Origin of the sequence: uncultured Methanobrevibacter sp. (assembly GCF_902771435.1) — an archaeon.
GTDB lineage: Archaea > Methanobacteriota > Methanobacteria > Methanobacteriales > Methanobacteriaceae > Methanocatella.
On record NZ_CACXXB010000077.1, the window covers coordinates 1 to 3610 of the forward strand.

4 protein-coding genes and 1 pseudogene are annotated in these 3610 nt (G+C 35.6%); 3 read left to right on the plus strand and 2 right to left on the minus strand.

The features are described from left to right. Positions 1 to 93: 93 nt before the first annotated feature. Positions 94 to 756: a hypothetical protein gene (locus QZU83_RS10425; RefSeq protein ID WP_295611923.1), complete on the minus strand. Its 663-nt coding sequence runs from the start codon at positions 754 to 756 to the stop codon at positions 94 to 96. A gap of 208 nt (positions 757 to 964) precedes the next feature. Here QZU83_RS10425 and QZU83_RS10430 point away from each other — a divergent pair, with 208 nt between their 5' ends. The 3 genes from QZU83_RS10430 to QZU83_RS10440 all read left to right on the plus strand — a co-directional run bounded on the left by QZU83_RS10430 (position 965) and on the right by QZU83_RS10440 (position 2680). Continuing rightward, the gene (locus tag QZU83_RS10430) at positions 965 to 1198 is read left to right on the plus strand and encodes a (4Fe-4S)-binding protein (RefSeq protein ID WP_295611924.1); all 234 of its coding nucleotides are present in this window, start codon (positions 965 to 967) and stop codon (positions 1196 to 1198) included. A gap of 143 nt (positions 1199 to 1341) precedes the next feature. Continuing rightward, the gene (locus QZU83_RS10435; protein WP_295611925.1) at positions 1342 to 1989 is read left to right on the plus strand and encodes a hypothetical protein; all 648 of its coding nucleotides are present in this window, start codon (positions 1342 to 1344) and stop codon (positions 1987 to 1989) included. A gap of 166 nt (positions 1990 to 2155) precedes the next feature. Beyond that, a complete protein-coding gene (locus tag QZU83_RS10440) occupies positions 2156 to 2680 on the plus strand; it encodes a nitroreductase family protein (RefSeq protein ID WP_295611926.1) in 525 nt (174 codons plus the stop codon). A gap of 692 nt (positions 2681 to 3372) precedes the next feature. On the opposite strand, the pseudogene QZU83_RS10445 reads toward QZU83_RS10440, so the two are convergent. Next, positions 3373 to 3610, minus strand: a pseudogene (locus QZU83_RS10445) (cytidine deaminase); the annotation flags it as partial.

Consider the following 3610-nt stretch of genomic DNA (forward strand, 5'->3'; position numbering starts at 1 on the left):
CAAGGAAAATCCACATATTATTATGAATGGAAATGCTTTGACGAAAAAATAGGCATGGCCTAAGAATCTCCGGCTTCTACAAGCCGGAGAGGTTCAATTTCTAGACAGATGCATGTCATTATTCACGTCTTCTACTGTGTAGCATGCATCATCTTTTTGGCGGGCTTTAATGATTTGGAAAGTGATGATTTTGTCAAGGAGTTCATCGCCAAGGATTATGTCTGTGTACTCTTCGACAACCCTGTCGAACTCTCCGCTTCTTCTAAGCAGATCAGCCTTCATCAGCACAAAATTATCTTTTTCTTCGCCACCCATTTGAATCATTTCGTCAAGATATCCGAGGGATAGCTTTCTTATTTTTCGTGCATTTTCGATATCTTCGCCGTCATCGCATGCCCATGCACAGTGAAGCAGATTAAAAAAGCTTTCACGAGTATTGTCTTTTTCATTGGCAATTAAATATCCTTTGAAAAATCTTTCTGCAAGTTCTTTTTCAAATTCAAATCCGTCGCAGTTAATGTATTTGTCTGTCTTAATGAAATCGCTGTCGATTTCTGGTTTCTCATCCAGTCTTGATGCGACATATCCGCAGTGAGGGCACTCGAAAATCCAGGTGTTCATGGTATTTCTGCTCATGCCCGGCGGTCTAAAGTCAAGATCCGGTGTGCCGAATGAATTAGTACTTAAAAGTGCACGTTGCATGGATTCCTTGCCGCATACTCCGCATTCAATTTCAATATTGCTGATCATGGTCATGTTTATCTCCTCTTATGGTGTTTTCAGTTTTAAAAATCGGTTTCGAGTTTTCAAACTCTAATCTAATCTTGTTTGAGGTCATATATAAACCTTGTGTATAACTGGTTATATTTTAGGTAGCAGTTTTGGTGGTGTAAGCGTTAGAAAAAATTTAAATATGGTGGGAATCAATTTAGTAAAAGCATAAGGAATTTCCTGTGGTGATATTATGTTAAAGGAAGAATTGTTATCAAAAGGATACAAAGCATATGAAAATGATGAAATCTGCGTTTTTTGGAATCCTGATTTGTGCCAACATGCCGGAGAATGCATAAAAGCAAACAGCAAGGTATTTGACGTGTCAAGAAGGCCGTGGGTTGATGTTTCACAAGCTCCTGGAGATGAAATTGCATCCATCATTGACAGATGCCCTTCTGAAGCACTCAGATATGAATTGAAATAGGATATATTCATTAATTGAAGATTTAAACGGTAAAACACAATTGTGCATGGTTTAAAAATCCTAAAATCAATAACTATTAAGTTAAATATAAATAATATATGTTTAAAATGTAGTAATATAGATTGAAAAAGGAGTTAAAAATCATGAGGTATAAATTGATGGTAATATTGTCAATTGTATTATTGGTGGCTTTAACATTGGGCAGTGTATCTGCAGCTGATGAGAATGCAACCGATGAGATAATAGCTATGGAAAACACTCAGCATAATGATACAATTAGTTTGGAACAGTCAAATAATGAACAGGTTATTGAAAATGACTCAAACCAAAGTGCAGACTCAAATTCACAGTCAAATGATGTATTGGGCATGAGCAGTGATGATGAAGTGGTATTGACAAGTGCAAGTGAAAGTGCAGTGCTTGGTGCAACAATAACTGCACCTACCAAATTGTCTGTAGCCCTTAATGAACCGACAAAATTGTCTTCAGCCAAAAAGACTGTTTACAAAAAATTCAAGGGCAAATCAAAATACACATGGAAAATCAAGATGAGCACATGGCTTAAAATGAAAAAACAGGCCAAAAAATGGTATAAAAAGTTTAGAAAAGTGGGTAGTTACCATCCTGGATATTCAGAAATGGATGTAAAAGTTGTAGTAAAAATAGGGGGTCATAAATATACTGGATTTGCCCTTGCAGTTAGGAACTCCAAAGGAATAAGATGTGAAATAAGAGGATTGCCTACAGGAGAACGTGCTTCAAACTGGGGTGATTATGTCCCTGGAAGTTAAGACTGTAATCCATTAAAACTATCATCAATTATTTTTTTTAGAAATTTGGTTGAGTTTACAATTCTTAGAATTGTGAACCTTAACCCATTTCGAAATTGTATTGTTAATTTGGTAATTAATAAATGTTTAAGAATGTTTAAACTGTATCATCGCCAAATTAATTAACATGAACATATCTGAAATTTTTGAAAACAGAAGAAGCGTTCGCAGATTTGACGACACTCCAGTCGATGAGGAAACACTTAGGCAAATCCTTAAAATCGGCCTGACCTCACCGACAGGAAACAATCTCAAGACTGTCGATTTTATTCTGATTCAGGACAAAAAGACTATAGTTGAACTCTCACAGATTAGAAAGATAGGCACAAAACTGCTTAAAACAGCAGGCGCTGCCATTCTGGTTATTGCTGATTCTTCCAAGAGCAACCTGTGGATTGAAGATGCGTCAATAGCAATGGCATATATGCATCTGGCCAGTGACGCCATGGGCCTTGGAAGCTGCTGGGTTCAGATGAGGACACGGGAGGATGTCAACGGCAATGACTTGGAGAAGGTCCTTCAGGAAAAGTTCAATATTCCAGAGAATATGAAGCCTCTTGCAATTCTTGCCATTGGAAATATTGAAAACCATCCCAAAAAAATCACTGAAAGGTCTGTGGATTGGCAGAAGGTACATGAGGAAATGTATTGATTGAGGTATTCTCAAAGAGGATAATTTCCACATTTTTTAAAATTGCATTGTATTTTGTAATCTGTTCAATAATTATTGTAAATGTCCTATTTTAAAACCATCATCACTTTAACTTTCTTAAAATTGAATAAATAATATGTCAAATAATGTTGATTTATCTATTTTTTTTAGTGCTGGTTTAGATATGGTCTTAGAATTAATTTAAAATGAAAGATTAAAAGCCGATTTTGCTTTAGGCTTGTTATAACTCCAAACAGCATCAATATTTGACTTTCAATTAACAAAAGGTTATCTCGTTTGTTGAAGCTGTTTTATAGATAATTTTATATAACCTTAAATCAAATAATTATTAGAAAAACTTTTTAAGTTTTTCTAGCCAATATAATGTCCAATATCAATGGAATATTATATTGTTCATCTAAATGTAAAAATGCATGCTTTTTTACACTGCAGGAATATGAATTTACTTGGATGGTTATCTGGTTTATATGCATCACATAGGCTGGATAATAATAATTTGTTTTTCCTGCTAAAACGCGAAACACTTAGGTCCCAATGAAGGTGTCAGGTTCATCATTCTCCTGACATTTTCTTATTGGGACAAATTCTTAATTGATCATGTATTTCATGACCACAAGGGCCTGTTCTCATGATGCTCTTTTTTGGGAATGGGTCTCACCCTGAATTTTTTTCTAATCGCGAAGATTAAAAATACCCTTTTTGCTGACTATCTTATCAATTCCAGAGTTTTTTATCATTCTTGAACATATAGGACATGGTTCCGCATCATCTATTTCCACCCAGGTGCCTTCATCGAACTTTTCTCCGGCAAGATAAATTGTTGAACCGAGCATTTCATTCCTGCTTGCACTGATCATTGCATTCTGTTCGGCATGCACTGAAAAGCAATCAGTGTAGTTGCCGGAATTG

Bases quoted from the DNA above. Each gene is read 5' to 3' on its own strand.
- QZU83_RS10425 (WP_295611923.1), bottom strand. From the start codon at position 756: ATGACCATGATCAGCAATATTGAAATTGAATGCGGAGTATGCGGCAAG.
- QZU83_RS10430 (WP_295611924.1), top strand. From the start codon at position 965: ATGTTAAAGGAAGAATTGTTATCAAAAGGATACAAAGCATATGAAAAT.
- QZU83_RS10435 (WP_295611925.1), top strand. From the start codon at position 1,342: ATGAGGTATAAATTGATGGTAATATTGTCAATTGTATTATTGGTGGCT.
- QZU83_RS10440 (WP_295611926.1), top strand. From the start codon at position 2,156: ATGAACATATCTGAAATTTTTGAAAACAGAAGAAGCGTTCGCAGATTT.